The sequence below is a fragment of the Candidatus Symbiopectobacterium sp. NZEC135 genome (genome assembly GCF_025962695.1).
In genome coordinates this window covers 1-589 of sequence record NZ_JAGFPF010001339.1, presented here as the reverse complement: position 1 = coordinate 589, position 589 = coordinate 1, and the positions used below count along the sequence as shown (strand labels likewise).

Below are 589 nucleotides of genomic sequence, written 5' to 3'. Positions count from 1 at the left end.
ATAAGAAAAATCAGCACGCCCAGAATAAGCGCCGGGGCAATCCATCCGAATACGCGCTTCATGCTTTCTCCCTCATGCTGATACGCAGATAGATAACCGCAAATACCGCCGTCATCAGCAGTGAGATGGCACCCAGCGCATTCGCTACGCCGTAGTCTCCATAGGCATTGATACGAAAGGCAATATTAGCGCTCAGCAGCGTCGGGGATTGCGCATTGATCATCAGCGGCACCGACAGCACCGACATCATGGTCACGAAAGAGAGAATCAATCCGGTCAGCAACGTGTGCCACACCTGCGGCACCACAATTTCGAACAAAATACGCAGCCGCCCCGCGCCGAGATTGCGCGCCGACTCCATCGTCGCACGGTCCAGCGATGCCATCGCGCCGGAGACCAACAGCGCCACAAACGGCGTCTGTTTCCAGACAAAAGCAAACACGATACCGCGCCAATCGAGCCAGTTACTGGCGCTGGCGATATCGACGATGCCCACCATATCCAGGGCGCCGTTTAGCCAGCCGTTCTTAGCCAGAAAGGTACGTAAAATCTGTCCGGTGACGATAAACGGAATAAACAGCGGCCAGCG

General features: G+C 55.7%; 1 protein-coding gene. It reads right to left on the bottom strand.

The window, feature by feature from the left end; translation table 11 throughout:
- Positions 1-58: 58 nt before the first annotated feature.
- On the bottom strand, positions 59-589 hold a 531-nt coding region (locus J5224_RS34150; RefSeq protein ID WP_264629286.1), incomplete at its 5' end, for an ABC transporter permease.